The sequence below is a fragment of the Qipengyuania vulgaris genome (assembly GCF_009827325.1).
GTDB classification, from domain to species: Bacteria; Pseudomonadota; Alphaproteobacteria; order Sphingomonadales; family Sphingomonadaceae; genus Qipengyuania; species Qipengyuania vulgaris.
This window is the reverse complement of the sequence record NZ_WTYC01000003.1, coordinates 41,892-63,455: the sequence shown is the minus strand read 5'-3', so window position 1 is coordinate 63,455 and position 21,564 is coordinate 41,892. Positions and strand designations below refer to the sequence as shown.

At 58.6% G+C, this 21,564-nt stretch carries 23 protein-coding genes; 12 read left to right on the top strand and 11 right to left on the bottom strand.

Annotated features, from left to right (window positions below):
• The first annotated feature begins 117 nt into the window (after positions 1-117).
• From GRI69_RS07100 to GRI69_RS07090, 3 genes are read left to right on the top strand one after another with little or no spacing between them, the layout of a single operon-like run.
• On the top strand, positions 118-651 hold the full coding sequence (locus GRI69_RS07100; protein ID WP_160727578.1) for a CarD family transcriptional regulator: 534 nt from the start codon (positions 118-120) through the stop codon (positions 649-651).
• 55 nt (positions 652-706) lie between these two features.
• A complete protein-coding gene (locus GRI69_RS07095) occupies positions 707-1,591 on the top strand; it encodes a head GIN domain-containing protein (RefSeq protein WP_237452993.1) in 885 nt (294 codons plus the stop codon).
• A 53-nt stretch (positions 1,592-1,644) separates the two neighbouring features.
• Positions 1,645-1,974 (top strand): hypothetical protein, encoded by a 330-nt coding sequence (locus GRI69_RS07090; protein WP_237452992.1) that lies wholly within the window; start codon positions 1,645-1,647, stop codon positions 1,972-1,974.
• Here the strand turns inward: GRI69_RS07090 and GRI69_RS07085 are convergent.
• Positions 1,971-2,909 (bottom strand): L-threonylcarbamoyladenylate synthase, encoded by a 939-nt coding sequence (locus tag GRI69_RS07085; RefSeq protein WP_160727577.1) that lies wholly within the window; start codon positions 2,907-2,909, stop codon positions 1,971-1,973. The two genes, GRI69_RS07090 and GRI69_RS07085, sit on opposite strands and share 4 nt — an antisense overlap.
• 46 nt (positions 2,910-2,955) lie before the next feature.
• On the opposite strand from GRI69_RS07085, the gene GRI69_RS07080 reads away from it, so the two are divergent.
• The gene (locus GRI69_RS07080) at positions 2,956-4,695 is read left to right on the top strand and encodes an acyl-CoA dehydrogenase family protein (protein ID WP_160727576.1); all 1,740 of its coding nucleotides are present in this window, start codon (positions 2,956-2,958) and stop codon (positions 4,693-4,695) included.
• On the opposite strand, the gene GRI69_RS07075 is transcribed toward GRI69_RS07080, so the two are convergent.
• Positions 4,692-6,143, bottom strand: coding sequence for a PQQ-dependent sugar dehydrogenase (locus GRI69_RS07075; protein ID WP_160727575.1), 1,452 nt, complete (start codon positions 6,141-6,143; stop codon positions 4,692-4,694). The genes GRI69_RS07080 and GRI69_RS07075 overlap by 4 nt on opposite strands.
• 77 nt (positions 6,144-6,220) lie before the next feature.
• Between GRI69_RS07075 and GRI69_RS07070 the strand changes: the two genes are divergently transcribed.
• Positions 6,221-6,703, top strand: coding sequence for a GAF domain-containing protein (locus tag GRI69_RS07070; protein WP_160727574.1), 483 nt, complete (start codon positions 6,221-6,223; stop codon positions 6,701-6,703).
• 3 nt (positions 6,704-6,706) lie between these two features.
• On the opposite strand, the gene GRI69_RS07065 is transcribed toward GRI69_RS07070, so the two are convergent.
• The 6 genes from GRI69_RS07065 to GRI69_RS07040 all read right to left on the bottom strand — a co-directional run bounded on the left by GRI69_RS07065 (position 6,707) and on the right by GRI69_RS07040 (position 12,537).
• On the bottom strand, positions 6,707-7,648 hold the full coding sequence (locus tag GRI69_RS07065; RefSeq protein WP_160727573.1) for a ParB/RepB/Spo0J family partition protein: 942 nt from the start codon (positions 7,646-7,648) through the stop codon (positions 6,707-6,709).
• Complete coding sequence (locus tag GRI69_RS07060; protein WP_160727572.1) at positions 7,645-8,433, bottom strand: ParA family protein; 789 nt, start codon at positions 8,431-8,433, stop codon at positions 7,645-7,647. The genes GRI69_RS07065 and GRI69_RS07060 overlap by 4 nt, the downstream gene beginning before the upstream one ends.
• Positions 8,430-9,062: a 16S rRNA (guanine(527)-N(7))-methyltransferase RsmG gene (gene rsmG / locus GRI69_RS07055; protein WP_160727571.1), complete on the bottom strand. Its 633-nt coding sequence runs from the start codon at positions 9,060-9,062 to the stop codon at positions 8,430-8,432. Before rsmG ends, GRI69_RS07060 begins: the two co-directional genes overlap by 4 nt.
• The gene (gene mnmG, locus GRI69_RS07050) at positions 9,059-10,912 is read right to left on the bottom strand and encodes a tRNA uridine-5-carboxymethylaminomethyl(34) synthesis enzyme MnmG (protein ID WP_160727570.1); all 1,854 of its coding nucleotides are present in this window, start codon (positions 10,910-10,912) and stop codon (positions 9,059-9,061) included. The genes rsmG and mnmG overlap by 4 nt, the downstream gene beginning before the upstream one ends.
• A gap of 73 nt (positions 10,913-10,985) precedes the next feature.
• Complete coding sequence (gene mnmE / locus GRI69_RS07045; RefSeq protein WP_160727569.1) at positions 10,986-12,260, bottom strand: tRNA uridine-5-carboxymethylaminomethyl(34) synthesis GTPase MnmE; 1,275 nt, start codon at positions 12,258-12,260, stop codon at positions 10,986-10,988.
• Between the two features lie 13 nt (positions 12,261-12,273).
• Positions 12,274-12,537, bottom strand: coding sequence for a DUF6489 family protein (locus GRI69_RS07040; protein ID WP_160727568.1), 264 nt, complete (start codon positions 12,535-12,537; stop codon positions 12,274-12,276).
• A 101-nt stretch (positions 12,538-12,638) separates the two neighbouring features.
• Here GRI69_RS07040 and GRI69_RS07035 point away from each other — a divergent pair, with 101 nt between their 5' ends.
• The 3 genes from GRI69_RS07035 (at position 12,639) to GRI69_RS07025 (ending at position 15,348) form a co-directional block, all read left to right on the top strand.
• On the top strand, positions 12,639-13,337 hold the full coding sequence (locus tag GRI69_RS07035; RefSeq protein ID WP_160727567.1) for a dienelactone hydrolase family protein: 699 nt from the start codon (positions 12,639-12,641) through the stop codon (positions 13,335-13,337).
• An 80-nt stretch (positions 13,338-13,417) separates the two neighbouring features.
• Complete coding sequence (locus tag GRI69_RS07030) at positions 13,418-14,971, top strand: FMN-binding glutamate synthase family protein (RefSeq protein WP_419957066.1); 1,554 nt, start codon at positions 13,418-13,420, stop codon at positions 14,969-14,971.
• On the top strand, positions 14,950-15,348 hold the full coding sequence (locus GRI69_RS07025; RefSeq protein WP_160727565.1) for a nuclear transport factor 2 family protein: 399 nt from the start codon (positions 14,950-14,952) through the stop codon (positions 15,346-15,348). Before GRI69_RS07030 ends, GRI69_RS07025 begins: the two co-directional genes overlap by 22 nt.
• Positions 15,349-15,408: 60 nt before the next feature.
• Here the strand turns inward: GRI69_RS07025 and rho are convergent, their stop codons facing one another.
• The 3 genes from rho to hemE all read right to left on the bottom strand — a co-directional run bounded on the left by rho (position 15,409) and on the right by hemE (position 18,334).
• Complete coding sequence (rho, locus tag GRI69_RS07020) at positions 15,409-16,674, bottom strand: transcription termination factor Rho (protein ID WP_160727564.1); 1,266 nt, start codon at positions 16,672-16,674, stop codon at positions 15,409-15,411.
• A gap of 159 nt (positions 16,675-16,833) precedes the next feature.
• On the bottom strand, positions 16,834-17,277 hold the full coding sequence (locus tag GRI69_RS07015) for a CopD family protein (RefSeq protein WP_160727563.1): 444 nt from the start codon (positions 17,275-17,277) through the stop codon (positions 16,834-16,836).
• 31 nt (positions 17,278-17,308) lie between these two features.
• Positions 17,309-18,334 (bottom strand): uroporphyrinogen decarboxylase, encoded by a 1,026-nt coding sequence (hemE, locus tag GRI69_RS07010; protein WP_160727562.1) that lies wholly within the window; start codon positions 18,332-18,334, stop codon positions 17,309-17,311.
• A gap of 373 nt (positions 18,335-18,707) precedes the next feature.
• Here hemE and GRI69_RS07005 point away from each other — a divergent pair, with 373 nt between their 5' ends.
• The 4 genes from GRI69_RS07005 to coaE are packed head-to-tail and all read left to right on the top strand — an operon-like array spanning position 18,708 to position 21,551.
• On the top strand, positions 18,708-19,499 hold the full coding sequence (locus GRI69_RS07005) for a pyruvate, water dikinase regulatory protein (protein WP_237453009.1): 792 nt from the start codon (positions 18,708-18,710) through the stop codon (positions 19,497-19,499).
• Positions 19,496-20,092 (top strand): Maf family protein, encoded by a 597-nt coding sequence (locus GRI69_RS07000; protein ID WP_160727561.1) that lies wholly within the window; start codon positions 19,496-19,498, stop codon positions 20,090-20,092. Before GRI69_RS07005 ends, GRI69_RS07000 begins: the two co-directional genes overlap by 4 nt.
• Entirely contained in the window at positions 20,089-20,940 is an 852-nt protein-coding gene (locus tag GRI69_RS06995; protein ID WP_160727560.1) for a shikimate dehydrogenase, read from the top strand. The genes GRI69_RS07000 and GRI69_RS06995 overlap by 4 nt, the downstream gene beginning before the upstream one ends.
• Entirely contained in the window at positions 20,937-21,551 is a 615-nt protein-coding gene (gene coaE / locus GRI69_RS06990; protein ID WP_160727559.1) for a dephospho-CoA kinase, read from the top strand. The genes GRI69_RS06995 and coaE overlap by 4 nt, the downstream gene beginning before the upstream one ends.
• Positions 21,552-21,564 lie beyond the last annotated feature (13 nt).

The window sequence follows — 21,564 nt, the reverse complement described above, 5'->3', positions numbered from 1 at the left end:
AGGGCCGTTTACCCCACAACGTTACAGGATAACCGTCGCCGCGTAATCGAACGCGGGATGCGGTAAGGATTCCTGTGCCGTTGACTCCCCTCTAGGCCCCGACGAAAGGATTGATGCATGGCGAGCAAGGCAGACGCCTTCGACGTTGGCGATTACGTTGTCTACCCCAAGCACGGCGTAGGCCGTGTGATCGAACTGCAGAGCGAGGAAATCGCCGGTATGCAGCTCGATCTATATGTCCTCCGCTTCGAAAAGGAGCGCATGACGCTCCGCGTTCCGGTGAATAAGGTCGAATCGATCGGCATGCGCAAACTGTCCAGCGACAAGACCCTGAAAGAGGCTATGGAAACCTTGAAGGGTAAGCCGAAGGTCAAGCGGACCATGTGGAGCCGCCGCGCGCAAGAATACGAAGCCAAGATCAACTCGGGCGAGATCGTGCTGATCGCCGAAGTGACGCGCGACCTGTTCCGTCCCGATGACCAGCCCGAACAAAGCTATTCGGAACGTCAGATTTTCGAAGCGGCTTCCAGCCGTCTTGCGCGCGAACTCGCTGCCATGGAAAAGACCGACGAGCCGGCAGCGCTCGAAAAGATTCTCGACGTTCTGCGGGAACATGCGCCGCAATATTACGAGAACACCGAAGAAGCCTGATCGGTCAGGCGCGATCGACACTCCAGAAAGGGCCGCTCCGCAAGGGGCGGCCCTTTTGCTTTGGGTTGAAGATGGTCTCTCGCTGTATTATATCGCCAATACGGTAAGCGAGTATGTCGATATGGAAGGACGAGAGATGCTTCATAAGGTACTTAAGGGCGTGGCTCCACTGGCAGCATTGGCTGCCGGCGCCTTCCTCGCCGGATGCAATGGCAATATCACCATAGGCGATAGCGAGGGCGTGCCGCTGGCAGACCTTGATACGAGTGGCGCACCGCCCACCAAACTGGTGTTAGCCGGACCCGACAATGTGGTCGTGAGCGAAGGGCCGAGCCTCGATATCGATGTTTCGGGAGACCAGAAGGCAGTCGATGCCCTGCGCTTCACATTCGATGATGGCGCGCTGGGTGTGATGCGTGACAAGAATGCGGCTAAACAGATCGGCCGCGCCACGGTGCGGGTGACGATGCCGAGTCTCAATGCGATCGTTATGGCCGGTTCAGGCGAAATCGAGGCCGAATCGCTGAGTGGCGAAGCGGAGGTCACAATCGCCGGGTCGGGCCGTGCAACGGTTGCCAGGGTCGATGCAACGAAGCTCGACCTCACCATCGCCGGGTCGGGTGCGTTCGAAGCGTCCGGGTCCGCGGAGAACCTCGATCTGACGATCGCCGGGTCGGGTGCGAGCAGGATGGCAGGATTGCGGGTCGGAAAGGCCGATATCTCGGTCGTCGGTTCGGGCGATGCCGAGTTCGCATCTGATGGCAAGGTCGATGCCAATATCATGGGGTCGGGAAGTGTAACTGTCGAAGGCAATGCGGATTGCACGGTCCAGGCAATGGGTTCGGGCAAGTTGCGTTGCCGTGCAGGGGCATCGGCTGAGCCTGCCGGGAGCACTCCTGCCCCGGAAGCGCCCGAGCCACCGCAAGACGCGACTATCTGATTAATCGACGAATCATCCTCCTTGGGTTAGGCGGCGCACTGAAGGGAATTTCAATGCGTCGCCTCACCATGCTTTTCGCCCCCCTGTGCGCATTAATGCTGTCCGGTTGCCTTGGCACCGTAGCCGATGTCGTGACGGCTCCTGTCAGGGTAGTGAGCAAGGGGGTCGACCTGGCCACCACCAGCCAGTCCGAATCGGATGAGAAGCGTGGGCGCGAAATCCGGCGGCGCGAGGAACGGCTCGCAAAGCTGGAGCGCGAGTATGACAGGCAACTTGCCGAATGTCAGGATGGCAACCGCCGCGCCTGTGATGAGGCGACAGATACCTACGCGGAAATGCAGCAGATCATACCGACGATTCCGGTTGAGCCAAAACGCGACTAATCTGGGGGCGTAGCGGCGCGGCGAAGCCGGTCATTGATGGCAAATCCAATGCCCTTTTCCGGTATGGGGGCCACGGCGATACGTGGCTTGGTTGACGCAGCGGCCCGATGCAGACAGGCATACAGGCGCGACGCCGCTACATCCACATCACCTTCAGGCGAAAGAGAGCAATCTCCGCCAAAGTGCCCGAAACCAATAAAGAATTCATCCAGATACGGTAGATCGACGTCGAGACGTACCGGTTTTCCCGGAGCATAGTGACTGGCAAGCTGGCCAGGCGCCTCTATCGTCTCAGATTGCGACCTTTGGGGATCATCGGACAAAATCTCGATTGGTCCCGGGCGCAGGATTTGCGTCAGATCATCCCTCCGCACCGCGACGATGGTGGACTCAAGGCCTTCCGAACAGGCGCCGCCTTCGATGACGGCGTCGATACGCCCGTCGAGCGAGGACAAGACATGTTGCGCGCTGGTAGGGCTAATATAGCCGCTGCGATTTGCCGAGGGGGCCGCCACGGGAAAATCTACAATCGCCAATAAATCGCGCATAATCGGATGGTTGGGCATACGCAGTGCAACAGTTTCGAGCCGAGCTGTTACGGCATCGGCAAGCTTGGCGTCACGACGGCGCGGAAGGACCAAAGTCAGTGGACCGGGCCAATAAGCTTCAACCAACTCCTCGGCGCGGGGTGAAAAGTCTGCAATCTCTCGTGCAGTCGCCATAGACGATACATGTACGATCAACGGGTTGAAGCTCGGTCTTCCCTTCGCCTCATAAATCCGGGCAACCGCATCTTCGCTATCGGCGCGCGCCGCGAGCCCATAGACGGTTTCCGTCGGAACGGCGACCAGCCCTCCCCCACGCAAGATCTCCGCGGCACGAGCGATGCCACCTTTATCCGCCGCAAGCGTTTCCGTAGCGTATTTGCCGCTCATGCCTCTGCGCTATATCTGCAGGCGCACAAAGCCAAGAGGATTGCCCGTGACCTATACCCCCGCCACCAAAGATCAATTGCTCGCCATTCGCGTGAATGCAGGGATTCAGGAGCTCGCACAGAGCGAAAAATTCGCTGCTGCGGAGCCTGACATGGTAGAAGCAATCGTCGAAGGGGTCGGCCAGTTTGCAGCGGGTGAATTCGCTCCCCTGAACCGAATTGGCGACTTGGAAGGCGCCAAGCTGGAAAACGGGGTCGTACGATTGCCCGATGGTTTTGCGGACGCATACGAACACTATGTCGAGCAGGGCTGGAATGCGATCGCATCGCCGAGCGAATTCGGCGGACAGGGTCTACCATTCACGCTCGCCTGCAACGTGTTGGAGAACCTCGGCACAGCGAATATGGCGTTCAACCTTCTCCCGATGCTGAGCGTTGGCGCAATCGAAGCGCTTGAGCATCACGGATCTGAGGAGTTGCAGCAGAAATATCTCCCGGATCTCGTCAGTGGGAAGTGGTCGGGCACGATGAACCTTACCGAGCCGCAGGCAGGGTCCGACGTGGGCGCACTTCGTACCACGGCAAAGCCCATCATCGATGGTGAGAATGCCGGAAAATACCTGATCAAAGGCCAGAAAATCTACATCACCTGGGGTGAGCACGAGCTGGCCGAGAACATAATCCATCTTGTCCTGGCGCGTATCCCCGATGCGCCGGAGGGAAGCCGGGGAATATCGCTCTTTATCGTCCCCAAATATCACGTGGAGTTAGATGGATCACTCGGTCCGCGGAACGATCTGCGCTGCGTCAGCCTCGAGCACAAGCTCGGCATCAACGCCTCGCCCACCTGCGTCATGAGCTATGGCGACAATGACGAATGCATTGGCGAACTGGTGGGTGCGGAGAATCGCGGTCTCGCGGCCATGTTCACCATGATGAACAATGCGCGCATCAATGTCGGCAACCAAGGCGTTCAGATTGGCGAGAGAGCGACTCAGCAAGCGCTCGATTACGCGAAGGAGCGGGTCCAGTCCGCAAGGGCAGGATCTCCCGATAAAGCGGCTGTGGCAATTGTCGAACATCCGGATGTGCGGCGCATGTTGCTGCGCATGAAGGCTCTTACCGAAGGCGCACGCGCGCTGCTCTACTATACGGCGGGTCAGGTCGACCGCGGTGTATTGGGCGATGGTCTATCGAAAGCACGAGGCGAAGTGCTTACCCCCCTTATCAAAGCTTGGGGAACCGATATCGGGATTGAAGTGGCCAGTATCGGAATTCAGGTTCACGGCGGAATGGGGTTCGTCGAAGAAACTGGAGCCGCGCAGCACTGGCGCGATTCTCGGATCGCCCCGATCTACGAAGGTACCAACGGGATTCAGGCCGCCGATCTCGTGACGCGCAAACTGGGACTGAATGACGGCGAGGCCCTGATCGGTCTGATCGAAGACATTGCGCGCGAATGTACCGATGAACCTGCGCTTTTTGTCCTTGCAGGAGACTGTGCGGCAGTGGCGAGGTGGATGCGGCAAGATGCGAGCCTCGATGATCGTCTGGCAGGGAGCGTGCCGTTCTGCACCATGCTAGCCGTGGCGACGGCTGGTTGGCAGCTTTTGAGGCAATTGGGTGCGGTTCAGAAAGGCGAAGCGCCTGCGCTCGCCAAGAGCAAGGCTGCTACTGTTCGGTTCTTTCTCGATAGGGTGGTCCCCGAGGCCGCGGGGCTCAAAGCCTCGGCGACTGCCGGTGGTGCAGCGCTCTACAAGATCGAAACCGACGCCCTACTCACCTAACTTTCCGGCACGATGCGAGCGTAGTCGTCCTCGCCGAAAGACGCTTCCTGCCCCCGCAGTTCTCGCTGTGGTGGGAGACGCCGCCCGGATATGGATCCGATATCGGATTGCGGCTCGGCTCCCGGCGCGGATACCCGCCAGATGATCCCAGCGGTATCGTCGCTAACCAGCAGCGAGCCGTCTCCTGCCCATTCCACCCATGTCGGGCGGCCGCGCGTGTCACCATTGTCCTTCAGGAAGCCGTCGAGAACCGGAATCGGACGGCCCACGGGATTGCCGCGATCGTCGAAGGGAACATACACCACATCGTAGCCAGAGGGAGGCTTGCGGTTCCACGACCCGTGCCGAGCGATAAAGGCGCCGCTCGAGAACCTTTCTCCCAAGGCAGCCCCGCCCTTGCTAAAGACAAGCCCAAGAGCAGCGACATGCGGGCCGAGTGAATATTCGGGTCGGCGGACATAGCTGATGTATTGAGGCGCTGGATAATCGACGCGGCGATCGTAATTGTCGCCCCAATAAACCCATGGCCAGCCATACTGGGCACCAACCGGCACATTGGTCAGGTAATCCGGCACGAGATCGGAACCGAGCATGTCGCGTTCATTCACCGTGGTCCACAATTCGCCAGACCAAGGGCTGAAATCGAGACCGTTGGGATTACGGAGCCCACCGGCGAACTGGCGCCGACTTCCTGTTTCGAGATCAATCTCCCAGATCAGAGCGCGGCCCTCTTCCGCTTCCATTCCTTTGTCGGCGATATTCGTGTCGGACCCAACCGCGACATACAGCCGGTCACCGTCCGGATGAAGTTCAAGATTGCGCATCCAATGACCGCCAGCTGCGGCCAGATCGGTTATCTTCCTAGGTTCCGAAGTCACCGAGCTTCCGCCCAAATCATATTGGAAAGCAAGGACTTCGTCGTGGTTCGCGACGTATAATGTACCATCGCTCCAAGCCAGGCCCGATGGCGAGTCCAGCTCATCGATGAGCACACGGCGGATCTCCGCCCGACCGTCTCCATCGTTGTCTCTGAGCAGAACTACCTGATTGGCTGAAGGGCCCGTCGCACCGGCCTTGCTCATCAGCTTGTCGGCAATCCACCCCATGATGCCGCCCCCACCCTTGCTTGGGGAACGGGTAAGCGAGACAAGGATGTCGCCGTTGGGAAGAGCATAGAGCGTCCGCGGGTGATCCAGACCGTCCGCGAAGCGATCGACCGAAAGCCCCCCTGCCGCATCAGGAGTTTCGCCTTCGGCCCAACCGACCGGATCGGCGATCGCGACGGTAGGAAAGGTTTCTGCATCCGGTTCATCCAAAGTGGGATCGGTCCCGGTTACTTCGTCCATCGGCAACTCGGCCGTATCGCCACGCGTTACGACAAAGGCGAAGATCGCAAGGATCACGACCAGGACGAGAAGGGCGATGCCCAGCTTCTTGAGAATGCTCATGGTCCCGGGGATAGGCCAGCATCGTTTCTCTCGCAACGCCCCTTGCGCTACCTGCCTGTCGCCCTAGATCGTTTCCCATGTTCGATTTCCGACCGGCAGATGACTGCCCCAAGCCAGAAGTCTATCAACAATTGCAGGACGCCGTCGATGCGCTGACGTCCGGTGAACCCGACGGGGTTGCCAATATGGCCAATATTGCCGCTCTTCTATGGGACTTCCTGCCCGATCTGAGCTGGGCGGGTTTCTATCGAGTGGTCAATGGTGAGCTGGTGCTTGGACCCTTCATGGGCCGCCCAGCCTGTATTCGCATACCGCTCGGCAAGGGCGTATGCGGGACTGCAGCAGCCGATGGCGCGACTCAGCTTGTCTCCGACGTCCACGCCTTTCCCGGCCATATCGCGTGTGACTCCGTGACGAATTCGGAGCTGGTCGTCCCGGTTCTTCGTAACGGCGATGTCGTTGCCGTCATTGATCTGGACAGTCCGTCAAAGGCTCGCTTCGACCAGGAAGATCGTAAGGGATTAGAAAGACTTGCCGAGATTATCTCGGACCGGATCTGAGGATCAGATATCGCCTCCGGTCAGACGCTGGCAGATAAGGTCCAACTGGTCGAGCGTGCGGTAACCGATTGTCACCGTTCCGTTTCCTGGCGCGCCTTCGGTCTTGATTCGCACCGGCAAACCGAGAAATTCTTCCAGATGTCCCTGGACTGCGGCGATGTCGGCATCGTCAACCACCGCAGTGACGGCTTTCGAGGCCGAATTACGTGGTTTCTTAGGCTTTTCCCCGCGCGCCAATTTTTCCACTTCGCGAACGGAGAGATTGTCGTTCACGGCCTTGCGAGCAATTTCCTCAGCGTCTTCGTTACCGATCAGTGGGCGTGCATGGCCCATGGAAAGACGTCCGTCGGCAAGCATCTCGAGTACTGCTTCGGGCAGAACTAGCAGACGTTGGAAATTCGCGACATGGCTTCGGGATTTGTCGACCAGCTGGGCAATCTCTGCCTGCGTCATATCCTCTTCTTCGGACAGCCTCTGGTAAGCTCTTGCCTCTTCGAGGGGATTGAGATCTTCGCGTTGAAGGTTCTCGATTAGCGCAAGCGCCATGATCTCGCGCTTGTCCAGATCACGCACTATGGCTGGAATGGAGTGAAGCCTGGCCCGCTGCGCCGCGCGCCAACGACGCTCGCCGGCGACTAGCTGATAGCGTCCTCCGCCTTTAGAAGTGACGATGATCGGTTGAATGACACCGCGCTGTGCGATCGAGGCAGCCAGTTGATCAAGCGATTCTTCGCTAAATCGCGTGCGCGGCTGCCCCGGGAGAGGGGAAATATCGGCTACAGGAATGTCAGTCAGGCCAGTGGCCGACGCTTGGGCAGACCCCTTAGCCAGATCGTTGCGATCGTTACCACTTTCACGCACCAGCGGCTCTTCCCTCTGGATTTCGCCCATGAGGGCTCCGAGGCCGCGGCCGAGCTTTTTTTTGCGATCGACAGACGTACTCATGCAGCTTTCCTTTTCTCAGGCAAACGACCGATCAACTCCCGGGCGAGACCGATGTAGGCCCGGCTGCCGGAGCAGTTGTGATCATAAATTAGGGCAGGCAGCCCATGGCTGGGAGCTTCGGACAAGCGTACGTTGCGCGGAATAACATTCTCGAACACCAGCTTTCCAAGGCAATCGCGCACATCGTCGGCTACCTGGTCGGTCAGGCGATTCCTCCGGTCGAACATTGTCAGCGCAATGCCCACGATCCCGAGGTCAGGGTTGAAGCGTTGCTGGACGCGCTCCACTGTTTGCAGAAGTTGGCTAAGGCCTTCGAGCGCGAAGAATTCGCATTGCAGCGGCACCATCAATGTATCTGCGGCAGCTAAAGCGTTCAGCGTCAGTAGGCCGAGAGAAGGCGGGCAATCGATGAAGGCGATGTCGTAACCAGCGAAACCGGTTTGAGGGGCCGCTAAAGCCTTTCGCAAGCGGTGGGTGCGGTCATCCACCGTAACCAGCTCAACTTCGGCACCAGAAAGATCTTGGGTTGCTGGCACGATATCGAGTCCCGGTATCTCGGTTTCTTGCGCAACCTGCGGCAGCGCTGCTTCGCCCATTAGCAAGTCATAAGTTGTGAATTCACGTGCAGCATTTTGGATGCCGAGACCGGTTGAGGCGTTGCCCTGAGGGTCGAGATCGATAAGCAACGTCCTCCAACCGGAAGCAGCCATTGCGGTGGCAATGTTGATGGCGGTAGTAGTCTTACCTACACCACCCTTCTGATTTGCGATTGCAATGGTTATCATTTTCCCACCCCTACCTTGCCCTTACCGACCACGATACCGGCATGGGCATCCGTGATTGAGTGTTCCACGTGGAACATTTTGCGCAAACCGCGCGGCAGTTCCCTCACTTCCTGCGCTGCCGAACGCCCTTTGGGCAACACCCAATGTGTGTCTGCTGTGGAGAATCGTGAGGATAAGCTGAGGAGTTTTGACAGAGGCGCAAAGGCTCTCGCGGAAATTACAGCGGCTTTTCGGGTCTCTACAACTTCCAGACGCCTGCCCTCAATTATGCAATTTGTTAGGGCGAGATCGAGTGCGATTGAATTGAGCCACTCGATCCGGCGTCGGCGCGACTCCACCAAGACCACAGGGAGTTCAGGTCGAAGTACAGCGATCACCAAACCCGGGAACCCCGCCCCACTCCCGAGATCAAACCATGGGCCCGTGGTTTCACGTGGAACATAGGAAAGGAGTTGAGCAGAATCGGCGAAATGCCGGGCCCAGATCTGGTCTAGCGACGCTTTGGATACGAGGTTCTGGGAGTCATTCTCGAGCCGCAGCGCGTTTGCGAGCGCTTCAAGTTTACCTACTGCCTCCAATCCGCCAGCTTCGACGATGTGTTCGCGTGCGTCCGCCTCGCTTCTGATCACGCTGCAGCGTCCTCAAACCTTCGGGCGTGAACGAGTAGTGCCGCAAGGGCGGCCGGGGTGATACCGGGGATACGTCCGGCGGTTGCAAGCGTTTCCGGACGGGCCTTCGCCAGACGCTCTACCATTTCATTCGAAAGGCCAGGGACGTGTTCGTAGGGAAAGTCCTGTGCCAGCTTTAACTCCTCACCTGCCTTCAGATCTCGCAATTCCGCATCCTGCCGAGCTAGGTATGGCTCGTAAATCGCATCCTCAACTATCTCGACGGCAAGCGATTCTCTAGGGTCGATCCCACTCACAAAACCCGCTAACTCCTCAAGGGAGATTTGTCCCCCCCTAAGCCATGAACGCAGCGACTGCGACCCACGATCAGCCTTGACCTTGAGACCACCGTCGATAAGCTGGGTCGCATGCACCTCCTGTTCCAGAAGACTATCAATCACAGATCGACGAGCTTCACGTGTAACAAACCAGTCGGTTCGTACCTTGCCAACCAGTCCTGCTGCAATTCCGATTCCCGTGAGACGTGTGTCGGCATTGGCGGCACGCAGCCGAAGGCGGTATTCCGCCCGAGCAGTCAGCATGCGGTAAGGCTCGCTGACACCCTGGAGAGTGAGATCGTCGACCATCACGGCCATATAGGAGTTCGCTCGATTTAGCGCGGCGGGTTCTCGGCCCAGTACCGTGGCGGCGGCATTCATTCCCGCCACCAATCCCTGGGCCGCCGCTTCTTCGTAGCCGGTTGTACCGTTGATCTGTCCGGCGCAGTATAGGCCCGGGATCGACCTCAATTCGAGGCTCGGTCTCAAAGCGCGCGGATCGATGTGATCGTATTCCACGGCGTATCCGGGAACAACCATCTCAACGCGCTCCAGCCCCTTCATGGTCCGAAGCATGTCGTGCTGAACCTCAACAGGGAGCGAAGTGCTGATCCCGTTTGGGTAGACGAGATGTGTACTTAGTCCCTCCGGCTCGAGAAAAATCTGATGACCATCGCGATCGCCAAAACGGTGGATCTTATCCTCGATCGAAGGACAGTATCGGGGCCCCGCCGCGCCGATCGCACCTGAGAAAAGAGGTGAGCGATCCAGGTTTCCGCGGATGATATCATGCGAACGCTGGTTGGTGCGCGTAATCGCGCAGAATACTTGAGGATTCATGCGTCGTTCCCAGAGCGACGACATGGTCCACTCTTCGTCGTCAGAAGGCTGCTCTTCCAATGAACCCCAATCGATGGTTCGACCATCGAGCCGTGGCGGGGTGCCGGTTTTGAGTCGGGCCATCGGGAGTTCGGCCTCACGTAATTGACCTGCCAGAACCCGCGCTGCATCTTCTCCTATTCGGCCACCCTCGAAACGCTCCTCCCCACGGAAGAGAGATCCTCCAAGAAATGTCCCGGTACACAGCACTACCGCCGATCCGCCAATCTTCGAACCATCAGCCAGCCTCAGACCAGCCACTATACCCCCGATAATCGTGAGTGAGGCTGCCTCACCTTCAACTAGCGTCAGATGCTCCTGCCCAGCGACAATTTGCTGTACGGCTCGGCCAAACAACGCTCGATCCGCTTGCACGCGCGGACCCCAAACCGCGCTTCCCTTGGAGCGGTTGAGCATCCGGTAGTGGATCGCAGCCGCATCGGCCGCACGCCCGATCACGCCATCAAGAGCGTCCACTTCTCGGACGAGGTGACCCTTACCAAGCCCACCGATCGCAGGGTTGCAGCTCATCGCACCAATCTTGGAAAGGTCGAAACTCACAAGTGCCGTCTTTGCGCCCATCCTGGCTGCGGCGCAGGCCGCTTCGACGCCAGCGTGGCCGCCGCCGATTACGATGATATCGAAATTCTGCATGGTGGCGCCGATAACCCAATCTGGGTTGGCATTAAAGGGCAATCACTGTTCCACGTGGAACAATCTGATGTCTTTACTTGCCGATACAGAAGCGTCCGAACAATGCGTCGAGCATGTCTTCGGTCGAATGCCGGCCCAGCAGCCGGTCAAGAGCAAGCCGGGAAAGCCTCAACCTCTCGGCAACTACCAGAAGATCCTCACTTTCACTCCCTTCCGCGAGAATCTCGAAGGCCTCGGCCAAGGCTGATGACTGACGGGCGTTCAAGACTGAATCTCCGGGTCTGGGCAAGAGGCGGCGAGCCTGCTCAATCAAGCCGTCAACCAATCGGTCCAGTCCAAACCCGGTTACAGATGAAACCGTGTAAGCTGCTGCTTGCTTTGCGTCAGCTTCAACGTCCGCGCGAGAGGCGACCTCCAAAGCATCCTCTGGTCCCTGCCCCTCCGGCCCCAACCAAAGCACGATATCCGCACGCGCTACTTCCATGCGCGCACGGTCAATGCCGATGCTTTCGATCTCCCCCGCCCCCTCATCTCTCAGACCAGCGGTATCCACCAATACAAACGGTACCCCGCAAAGGGCAACTGGGCGCTCGATGACGTCTCGGGTAGTTCCCGCCTCAGCCGATACGATCGCGGCGCCCTCTTCAAGTATAGCGTTGAAAAGCGACGACTTTCCAGAATTCGGCGGGCCGGCTAAAACTACGCGAATCCCGTCGCGAAGTCTCTCGGCCCTTGGAGCCTCAAGCGCATTCTGCCAGTTCCTCAGCAAATCACCGAGTTCCACGTGGAACACTTCAGTCAATCCGCCGACATCGTCCTCATCGTCAAAATCAAGCTGCGCTTCGACATGCGCGGAAAGACTGAGGACTTGGGTACGCCATTCCTCTACACGGCGGGAAAGTCCGCCGCCAGCAGCCGCTTGCGCAGCGCGGCGCTGCAGTTCGGTTTCGGCTGCAAGTAAATCCCCAAGCCCCTCCGCCTCCGCAAGGTCGATAATCCCGTTCGCGAATGCCCGCCGGGTAAACTCGCCCGGTTCGGCACCGCGCAGTCCCTTCATGGAATTCAGTTCAGTTTCTATAGCGCCGACTACCGCCCTGCCCCCGTGGCAATGAAGTTCGGCTAGATCTTCACCGGTCGCCGTACGCGGACCCGGAAACCAGACAACGAGCGACTTGTCGAGCACGCTTCCTTCTCTATCCCTCAATGACCTCAGGCGCGCTTGTCGAGCTTCAGGTAAGGCTCCGGCAAGTCGGATAACCGCTTCGCCCGCGCGCGGCCCGCTAATGCGTATCACTCCGATCGCAGCTGGCGGGGCTCCGCTCGACAGTGCGAAGATCGTATCCGTCATCTCTCAGGAGTATTCAATCGCCGGAAGGATCGGATTTCGTGCCGCTGGTACGCGCAGTGTTGGCGCTCTCCATAAAGCTCTGGAACAGCTTGAAACCGGCTTGCCCCATCGGCGCCAATTGCCGAGCATATTCCTGCAACTGATCGGTGTTCGAAACGCCCTTCATTGCCTTGGACATCATGTCCACATAGACATCGTTTGCCTTGCCAACATCCGGCAATCCCATGAAGGAACGCGCCTCCTCGGGCGTGCAATCAATTTCGATATGGACCTTCATGCGGTTTCCTCCGTTACACCTTGCAAGCCCCTATTTGGGCCTGCATGCCGCGTCGTGCAAGCATAGGACACCGATTGAACCGCGAGGGAGATTCCACCACCATGACCGAGACCGTTACGATTGCCACCCTCACCGGCGAAAAGACATTTGAGGCCTATGTCGCACGTCCCGCAGAAGCACCGCGTGCCGCGATTGTCGTGATTCAGGAGATATTCGGCGTAAATGCCGGTATCCGCCGCAAATGCGACCGCTTGGCAGAAGATGGATATCTCGCAATTGCGCCCGACCTGTTCTGGAGGCTCGAGCCAGGTATCGAACTTGATCCGGATGTCGAACCTGAATTCCAACGTGCACTCGACCTGATGGGTAAATTCGACCAGGATCAGGGAATTCGCGACATCGAAGCCACCCTTCACCACATACGCCGCGAGGAGCGCATCGCCAAGGTCGGGTGTGTCGGATACTGCCTGGGCGGCCGCCTCGCCTACATGACGGCTGCACGTACCGATGTGAACGCTTCGGTGGGGTATTACGGCGTCGGCATCGACGGGTTGCTCCACGAGAAGCACGCGATTGCGCACCCACTTCTGCTCCACGTGCCCACCGAAGATGGCTTCGTCGACAAAGACACGCAAAGAGCCATGCATGAGGGCCTGGACGACCACCCCAAGGTTACACTCTACGATTACGAAGGGCTCGATCACGGCTTCGCCACCGAGTTTGGCCAGCGTCGGAGCGAAGAAGCAGCGAACTTAGCGGATAACCGAAGCTCCGATTTCTTTGCCGAGCATCTGGCTTGATACCGAACAGAGCAAAGTGGCGAGATTCCGCCGAACTGCTCACTCGCTTCGGGGTACCGCTTTCACTTCTCGCGCTTACTATTCTGTTCACTGCGGTTTCGTGGCTGCGTTGGGGCCTGGCGCTGTCTGTACCCCTGCTAATCACCGCAATATGGGATTTCTTTCAGCGCAAACATACACTTAGGCGTAACTATCCGTTGGTGGCGCGCATTCGGTGGATCATGGAAGACCTGCGTCCCTTTGCCCGGGCCTATGTCGTCGAAGGGGATCTCGAAGGTCGTCCCTTCAATCATGACGAGCGCAGTCTCGTCTATGCCCGCGCAAAGGGGCAGCTCGATTCCCACCCGTTTGGTACCGAACTCGATGTTTATTCGGATGAATACGAGTGGCTCGCCCATTCGATCGTACCGAACGAGCAGGCGCCGCACGAATGGCGGGTCGACGTAGGATCGAGCCAATGTTCTCAGCCCTACTCCGCGTCTCTCCTGAACATTTCGGCGATGAGCTTCGGATCGCTATCCGCCAATGCAATCATGGCTCTGAACAAAGGAGCTGCCGCAGGCCGATTCTACCACGATACCGGCGAAGGTGGATTGTCGCGGTATCATCGATCGCATGGCGGCGACCTCGTATGGGAAATCGGCAGCGGATACTTCGGCTGCCGCGACAGCAATGGCTCCTTCGACGCAGGCAAGTTTGCCGAAACTGCTCGGGAAGCCCAAGTCAAAATGATCGAAGTAAAGCTCAGCCAAGGAGCCAAACCCGGCCACGGCGGCGTGCTTCCGGGAGCCAAGGTAACAAAGGAAATCGCCGAAACCCGGGGTGTCCCCCAAGGACGGGATGTCATTTCTCCAGCGGCTCACTCTACCTTCTCGACCCCGATCGAACTGCTTGAGTGGGCTGCAGAACTGCGCGAATTGTCTGGCGGTAAACCGGTTGGCATAAAATTATGCGTTGGCAAGCCGCATGAGGTCTTCGCAATCTGCAAGGCTATGCTCGAAACCGGGATTCGCCTCGATTACATAGTAGTAGACGGCGCAGAGGGCGGTACCGGCGCTGCTCCGGTGGAATTCTCCAACCGTGTGGGCATGCCGCTCCGCGAAGGGCTGATCCTAGTGCGCAATGCGCTTGTGGGAACCGGACTCAAGGACGAAATCAAAATCGCGGCTGCGGGGAAGGTCCACTCGGGCGCCGGCCTCGCGATGAATTTCGGTCTCGGCGCAGATTGGTGCAATGCTGGCCGCGCTTTCATGTTCGCGCTCGGATGCGTTCAGTCGATGCAATGCCATACGGACCGCTGCCCTACCGGCATTGCGACCCAGGACGTGACCAGACAGCGTGGCTTGGTCGTACCGACGAAAGCCGAACGCGTTGCCCGCTTCCAGCGCCATACGCTTCATGCCTTGCGCGAGATGGTTGTAGCCATGGGTCTCGAAAATCCCTGGCAAATCGAGCCTTGCCACATATCCGAACGACTGAATTCAGCACGAAGCGATACCATCGACAATATCTATGGTTTCATCGAAGGGGAGCAGCTGCTTTCCGATCCAAAAACAACCCAATATGCAAGGGACTGGGCAGCTGCCCAAGCACACAGTTTCGGAGACGTAACATGTCCGCAGAACAGGGATTGAAACGCTGGCACTCCGTCGTCGAGAACGGCAATCGACGGGACGAACTCTCTGCCATTATCCGCGAAGACGCAGTCTTCCATTCACCCGTGGTCCATACACCCCAGCAAGGCCGCGGACTCGTGGTCGCCTATCTTGCCGCTGCGGGGCAAACTCTCGGAAACGACAGCTTCAAATATATCCGCGAAGTGGTCGATGGCGAGAATGCCATGCTCGAGTTCACCACGGAAATGGATGGTGTTCACGTCAATGGCGTCGACATCATCCGCTTCGATGAAAATGGAATGATCTCAGATTTCAAAGTGATGGTGCGACCCTTGAAAGCGATGAACAAGGTGTGGGAGCAAATGGCCGCCATGCTCGAGACGATGAAAAGCTGATATGAAAAGACCGCCGGGCGCGATGCCGGCGGTCTTTCTTATCCCTTACGTGTGGACCGTTTACTGGTTCATCGTGGCGAAGAAATCTTCGTTGGTCTTGGAATCCTTCATCTTGTCTAGCAGGAATTCCATCGCATCGATTGTACCCATCTGCATGAGGATGCGGCGAAGGACCCACATCTTGGAGAGCTTGTCCTTCTCGACCAGCAGCTCTTCCTTCCGGGTTCCGCTCTTGCCCACATCGAGTGCCGGGAAGATACGCTTGTCCGCCACCTTGCGGTCGAGCACGATTTCGCTGTTACCCGTGCCCTTGAATTCCTCGAAGATGACCTCGTCCATGCGGCTGCCGGTATCGATCAGCGCGGTCGCGATGATGGAGAGCGAACCGCCTTCCTCGATGTTACGCGCTGCACCGAAGAAACGCTTCGGGCGTTGGAGGGCGTTGGCATCGACACCGCCGGTCAGCACCTTGCCCGAACTGGGCACCACGGTGTTGTAAGCGCGGCCGAGGCGCGTGATCGAATCGAGCAAGATGACCACGTCGCGCTTGTGTTCGACGAGACGCTTGGCCTTTTCGATCACCATTTCGGCAACCTGGACATGTCGGTTGGCAGGTTCATCAAAGGTGGAGGAAATCACCTCGCCCTTCACGCTGCGCTGCATGTCCGTGACTTCTTCCGGGCGCTCGTCGACGAGCAGGACCAAGAGGAAGACCTCCGGATGATTGTCCGTGATGGCTTTCGCGATATTCTGCAGCAGCACCGTCTTACCGGTACGCGGAGGGGCGACGATCAGGGCACGCTGGCCCTTGCCCTGCGGCGAGATAATGTCGATCACCCGTGCGGACTTGTCCTTGACCGTCGGGTCAAGCGTATCGAGCGACAGCTTCTCGTCCGGATAAAGCGGCGTGAGGTTGTCGAAATTGGTACGATGGCGGACCGCATCGGGATCGTCGAAATTGACCTTGTAGAGCTTGGTCAGGGCGAAATAGCGTTCGCCTTCCTTGGGAGCGCGGATTTCACCTTCGACCGTATCGCCGGTGCGAAGACCCCATTTGCGGACCTGATTGGGCGAGACATAGATATCGTCAGGACCGGCGAGATAGTTCGCCTCGGGGCTGCGCAGGAAGCCGAAACCATCCTGCAGCACCTCAATGGTGCCGATGCCCATTATCTTTTCTTCGTACTCTTCGTCTTCGGCCAGTTCGCGAAGGATGCAGAACATCAGGTCCTGCCGACGCATGGTCGACGCGCCTTCGACGCCCAGTTCCTCGGCCATGGCCACGAGGTCTGCAGGCGCTTTTTCTTTCAAGTCCTTGAGATGCATTATTATTCTCGAATTCAAATGTGGGTGGCCGGCAGGTCGGTATGGGCTTGGAGAAAGCGGACCCGGCCCTTGCTGATGCTAGGGGCCATTAGCCGGTAGGTGAGCTTCAAATAATTTGGTGCGAAGCCGGCGTCAATCGGCAAAGCGATGGATGGAGGTTCAGAACGGCTTTACCACCACGAGAACCACGATCAACGCAAGCAGTATTCCGGGCACTTCGCCCAGCAACCGGAGCCGTTTCTCGCTCAGCGGACGCTTCCCCGCGGCCATCTTCTTCGATTGAGCAACCAAATACCCGTGGAAGCCGCTCAGAACGACGACAAGCAGCAATTTGGCGTGTAACCACCCCTCACCCCATGCGTGCACGGTTTGGGCCAGCAGCAGGCCCAGAATCCACACCACGATGATACTGGGCGTGAGGATCACCTTGCGCAGGAGGCCCATTCGCTTGGCCCAGAGTGCAGATTCCTCCGATTCCGGGCTGGCGGGATGCAGATAGATCATCTGGCGTGGAAGCATGAACAGGCCCGCCAGCCAGAATACCATGAAAATGATATGGCCGGCCTTGAGCCAGAGATAGATCATCGAAAGCATATCCTGCATGGCCGCGACTTAGTGGATCGATCCGGGAATTTCATCCCCGCCAGCCGCGCACAGCCGCGATAAGCCGCTCGACGTGCTCGATCGGCGTGCGGCGGTCGATTCCATGACCGAGATTGAAAACGTGCGGACGATCGGCAAATGCTTCGAGTATTATCTTTACCCGCTTCTCCAGATGGTCCGATCCCGCCAGCAGGAGAAGGGGATCCAGGTTCCCCTGCACCGGCATGTTTTCAGGGAGTTCTCGTGCTATACACACGGGATCGAGCGTCTCGTCGATGCCGACGGCCTTCACACCAGTCTCCCGGGCATAGGCAGGCAGTTTCTCGCCCGATCCCTTCGGAAAACCGATTACCGGAACCTCGGGATGCTTCTCCGTTAGGGCCGCCACGATCCGTGCATTGGGCGCGATTACCCAGCGCTCGAATTCGTCGGGGGCCAGACTGCCCGCCCAACTGTCGAAGAGCTGAACTGCTTCGGCACCAGCCTCGATCTGTCCCGACAGATAGACGATCGTCTCATCAACTATCGCATCGATGATCACCTGCAACGCTTCGGGATCACGATAGGCCAAGGCACGGGCGTCGTGCTGGTCGTGACTGCCTTCACCCGCAATCATGTAAGTTGCAACAGTCCAAGGGCTTCCCGCAAAGCCCAACATAGTGACACCTTCCGGAAGCCGTTGACGGCACCGCCGAACGGTCTCGTAGATCGGCAGGTAGCGCGAAGGATCGCGAGTCAATTCATCGAGCGAACGGTCGACAAGTGGGGGTGAGAGTTTCGGTCCTTCTCCCGCCAGGAATTCAAGCTTCTGACCAAGCGCGTGAGGAACGATCAGGATATCGGAAAACAGGATTGCCCCGTCGAAACCGAACCGATCGATCGGCTGCATGGTAATCTCGCACGCTGCCTCGCTATCGTAAGCCATTGCGAGAAATCCGCCCTTTCGCGCGCGAAGGTCGCGATATTCGGGAAGATACCGTCCCGCTTGGCGCATGAGCCAGAGTGGGACCTGCGTAGCGCGCTTGCCGTTCAGCGTATCGAGAAGGAGACCGGGCATTCAGGAGTCCAATAATACTAAGTATATATAAGGTTTGATGGAGTCTGTTGGCCCTGTGGATATCGGGCACAAGCTGCTACTGCCCTATTTATCCCGGCGTGGAAAGGGTCGGTTGGCGCAACCCGAATCGGCTGACTGTTTGAGTCGAGTCAAACTTCTCCCCGCTGTCCCCAGCCTGCGCACAACTTCGCATTTGGTGTGCGGGAATCACCCCCTTGCCTGACTCTTAGTGGGGAGCGAATTCATCCCCGAACTTGTCGGCAGACCTGTGCCGTGGTTTATCCCAAGACTGTCCACACCCACATGGAGAGGAATTATTACCGATCGCATCCATCTCCACCTGCTTTCCGACAGTACCGGCGAAACGCTGGAAATGCTGGCTAAAGCGGCGCTGGCGCAGTTCGATGATGCCAATGTGGTGCGCCATTTCTGGCCCATGGTCAGGAGTAGACAACACCTCGATCGTATCGTCCCGGAACTCAACGCCAATCCGGGCCTCGTTCTTTACACACTCGTGAACCAGGAGGCACGGGCGAGATTGGAGGAAGTCTGCGCGCGAAACGGCTTGCCTGCGGTGCCCATTCTCGATCGAGTAACCGAGGCGCTCGAGAAAGCGCTTGGCCAAGAGGCACATGGTCGCCCGGGCCGGCAGCATCAAATGGACAAGGCCTATTTCGAACGCGTGGAGGCAATCCAGTTCACCATCGCGCACGATGACGGCATCGCCTGGGAAAACTGGGAGCAGGCAGACATCGTTCTGGCGGGCGTCTCGCGGAGTTCCAAAACACCTACCAGCATCTACCTCGCCAATCGCGGCTACAAGGTCGCCAACATTCCTCTGGTGGTAGAAAGCCCGCCGCCGGCCAAACTTTTCGAATTGAAGAAACCGCTAGTGGTCGGCCTCACCACCGCGCCCGAACGGCTGGTCCAAATTCGCCGCAACCGTCTGCTAACTCTCAACGAAAAGACCGAAACATCGTATGTCGACAACCGAAAGGTCAAGGACGAGGTCGCTTTCGCGCGCCGGATGTTTGCAGACAACGGCTGGCCGGTGATCGATGTGACCCGTCGATCCATCGAGGAAACGGCAGCTGCCATCATACGTCTACTCGGAGAGCGCAAGTCGCGCGACGGCGATCTGTTTGAAGGGGTGAAGGCAATATGACCGGCTTGTCTGTTCGCAGTATCGTGCTCGCGTCCAATTCTGCTTCTCGTAAAGCAATGCTTGGCGCGGCAGGTGTAGACTTCGAAGCAATGGGTGCAGACGTGGACGAGCGCGGGCTCGAAGTGGAGATGGAAGATGCCGATCCCGCGGAGGTGGCTCAGGCTCTGGCTGCAGCCAAGGCAGTCGCCGTGCGGGACGAGCGGCTCGTCCTCGGAAGCGATTCGCTGGTCGAGGTAGATGGTCGGAGATTCGACAAGCCGACCAGCCGCGAACAAGCGGTTGAACACCTGCGCTACTCCTCGGGCAAGGTGATGACGCTTCATAGCGCCGCGGCATTAGCCAAAGGCGGTCACATCGTCTGGGTTGGTTCTGATTTTGCTCGGCTAAGAGTGCGAGAGCTCTCGGACGAGTTCATCGAAGCCTATCTCCGCGCCGAGTGGCCCGAAGTTTCCTATTGCGTCGGCGTGTTCCGGATCGAGGGACCAGGCGTCCAGTTGTTCGAAAGCATCATGGGTGATCAGTTTACGGTGCTCGGGATGCCGCTGCTTCAGGTGCTCGCCGCGCTTCGCGAAGAAGGCGTGCTCCTGGCGTGACTCCCTATGCGGAAGTGATCGGCGATCCGATTGCACAGTCGAAATCGCCTGCGATCCACGGATTCTGGATCGAGAAACTGGGTCTCGATGCTGCATATCGGGCTCATCACGTAGCTGCCGAAGACTTGGCCGATTATCTGACGGATCGCAGGGGGGATCCGTCCTGGCGCGGATGCAATGTCACCATGCCGCACAAGCAGGCGGTCATTCCACTGCTCGATGGGCTGGATGATCTGGCGAAACAGGTGGCTGCGGTGAATACAGTGCACCGCGGCCGAGACGGGGCGTTGGCGGGGCGCAACACCGATGTTGCAGGATTCCTGGAGCCCTTGAAACAGCGTCTGGGCCGCCAGCATTATTTCCGCATGGCGCGAGTGCTGGGAACAGGCGGTGCCGCGCGGGCAATCGTGGCCGGATTGGATGAAGCCGGTTTTACCTTCGTGTTGGCAGGCCGCGATCCGGACAAAGCCCAGGCACTGCTGAATGAATTGAGCCAAGGCGAGCACCACGTTACCCCGTTGTCTCATTTTGCCGAGCCGACCGACTTCGCTTTCGACGACCGCAAAGGCTGCTGCGATCTGGTCGTCAACGCCAGCCCCTTGGGCATGCGCGGCCAGCCGCCGCTTGCCTTCGACTGGAGCCATGCCCCGCCCGGCTCGATCGCATATGATATTGTCACCGATCCCGTCGAAACGGATTTCCTCAGAACTGCGCGAGAAGCGGGGTTCGAGACCATTGATGGGCTCGCCATGCTGATCGGCCAGGCCGCTGAGGCATTCGTGCATTTCTTCGGAGTACGTCCGCCTCGCGAGTTCGATGCCGAACTGCGGGAAAGGTTGATCGCATGACCAAGCCCCTCACCCTCGGCCTTACCGGCTCCATTGGCATGGGGAAGTCTACCGTTGCCGCCATGTTCGAGGCGGCTGGCGTGCCTGTCTTCGATGCCGATGCCGAAGTACGCGCCATGCAGGGACCGGGTGGCAGACTGGTCGAGCAAATAGAGGCTGCATTTCCTGGTAGTACCGGGACGGATGGTGTCCTGCGTGACAAGCTGGGAGACCAGGTTTTCGGCGACAAACGCGCGCTCGCCCGTTTGGAAGCGATCGTACATCCGGCCGTCGCGAAGGAGCGCGAGGCTTTCCTGTTCGAACATTACGGAACACCATTCGTCGTCTTCGATATCCCCCTATTGTTCGAGAAGGGTGGGCACAACGCCGTCGACCGCGTTGTGGTCGTATCGGCCCCCGCCGAAGTCCAGCGCCTCCGCGTGTTGGCCCGGCCGGACATGACGCCAGAAAAATTCGCCCACATCCTTTCGCTTCAGACGCCGGACGCCGAAAAGCGCCAACGGGCCGATTACATCATCGATACCGGCCAGCCGCTCGCGGAAACCGAGCGCGAGGTCATCGCTCTGATCGAGCTGCTGCACACCGAGATAGCTGGCGAACTGCCCTTGTAATCTTCGTCCGCGC

Excerpts from the sequence above, each read along its gene's own strand:
- GRI69_RS07090 (WP_237452992.1), top strand. The coding sequence starts at position 1,645 with ATGCGTCGCCTCACCATGCTTTTCGCCCCCCTGTGCGCATTAATGCTG.
- GRI69_RS07085 (WP_160727577.1), bottom strand. The coding sequence starts at position 2,909 with ATGAGCGGCAAATACGCTACGGAAACGCTTGCGGCGGATAAAGGTGGC.
- GRI69_RS07075 (WP_160727575.1), bottom strand. The coding sequence starts at position 6,143 with ATGAGCATTCTCAAGAAGCTGGGCATCGCCCTTCTCGTCCTGGTCGTG.
- hemE (WP_160727562.1), bottom strand. The coding sequence starts at position 18,334 with ATGCCCGGTCTCCTTCTCGATACGCTGAACGGCAAGCGCGCTACGCAG.
- GRI69_RS07060 (WP_160727572.1), bottom strand. The coding sequence starts at position 8,433 with ATGATAACCATTGCAATCGCAAATCAGAAGGGTGGTGTAGGTAAGACT.
- mnmG (WP_160727570.1), bottom strand. The coding sequence starts at position 10,912 with ATGCAGAATTTCGATATCATCGTAATCGGCGGCGGCCACGCTGGCGTC.
- GRI69_RS07070 (WP_160727574.1), top strand. The coding sequence starts at position 6,221 with ATGTTCGATTTCCGACCGGCAGATGACTGCCCCAAGCCAGAAGTCTAT.
- GRI69_RS07040 (WP_160727568.1), bottom strand. The coding sequence starts at position 12,537 with ATGAAGGTCCATATCGAAATTGATTGCACGCCCGAGGAGGCGCGTTCC.
- GRI69_RS07065 (WP_160727573.1), bottom strand. The coding sequence starts at position 7,648 with ATGAGTACGTCTGTCGATCGCAAAAAAAAGCTCGGCCGCGGCCTCGGA.
- GRI69_RS07015 (WP_160727563.1), bottom strand. The coding sequence starts at position 17,277 with ATGCAGGATATGCTTTCGATGATCTATCTCTGGCTCAAGGCCGGCCAT.
- GRI69_RS07005 (WP_237453009.1), top strand. The coding sequence starts at position 18,708 with ATGCTGGCTAAAGCGGCGCTGGCGCAGTTCGATGATGCCAATGTGGTG.
- GRI69_RS07035 (WP_160727567.1), top strand. The coding sequence starts at position 12,639 with ATGACCGAGACCGTTACGATTGCCACCCTCACCGGCGAAAAGACATTT.
- mnmE (WP_160727569.1), bottom strand. The coding sequence starts at position 12,260 with ATGACGGATACGATCTTCGCACTGTCGAGCGGAGCCCCGCCAGCTGCG.
- GRI69_RS07100 (WP_160727578.1), top strand. The coding sequence starts at position 118 with ATGGCGAGCAAGGCAGACGCCTTCGACGTTGGCGATTACGTTGTCTAC.
- GRI69_RS07025 (WP_160727565.1), top strand. The coding sequence starts at position 14,950 with ATGTCCGCAGAACAGGGATTGAAACGCTGGCACTCCGTCGTCGAGAAC.
- coaE (WP_160727559.1), top strand. The coding sequence starts at position 20,937 with ATGACCAAGCCCCTCACCCTCGGCCTTACCGGCTCCATTGGCATGGGG.
- rho (WP_160727564.1), bottom strand. The coding sequence starts at position 16,674 with ATGCATCTCAAGGACTTGAAAGAAAAAGCGCCTGCAGACCTCGTGGCC.
- GRI69_RS07000 (WP_160727561.1), top strand. The coding sequence starts at position 19,496 with ATGACCGGCTTGTCTGTTCGCAGTATCGTGCTCGCGTCCAATTCTGCT.